Origin of the sequence: Curtobacterium sp. MCBA15_016 (assembly GCF_001865105.1) — a bacterium.
Taxonomy (GTDB): domain Bacteria; phylum Actinomycetota; class Actinomycetes; order Actinomycetales; family Microbacteriaceae; genus Curtobacterium.
On record NZ_MJGR01000063.1, the window covers coordinates 2,346 to 2,713 of the forward strand.

The 368-nt window shown below is 72.0% G+C and carries 1 pseudogene; it reads right to left on the reverse strand.

The window, feature by feature from the left end:
* Positions 1 to 166 (reverse strand): annotated as a pseudogene (locus BIV03_RS20185) (aldo/keto reductase); the annotation flags it as partial.
* Positions 167 to 368: the final 202 nt, after the last annotated feature.

The following is a 368-nucleotide window of genomic DNA, read 5'->3' on the forward strand; positions in this document are numbered from 1 at the left end:
TGTCGAACAGGGTGACGCCGGCGTCGAGGGCCGCGTGGACGACGGCGTCCGTGCCCTCCTGCGTCTCGGTCAGCGTGCCGGGTCGGCCGAAGTTGTTGCAGCCGATGCCGACGGTGGAGACGACGAGCCCCGACGGCCCGAGTGGACGGTGTTCGATTCCGGTCATGCCCCGACCGTACCGGCGACCCCGGAACTGGGGCTGCGCCAGCCGCACGGGTAGCCGTTAGAACTGACGATGGATCAGCCTACGGAGGGAGCACCGCAGTGGCATCGCATCGCATGCCGGACGAGGACCGGCCGCGTCGCGCCGTCCCCGACTGGGTCACGGCTCCCCCCGAGGGCGCGACAGACGGCCTGGAGGCGCGCCC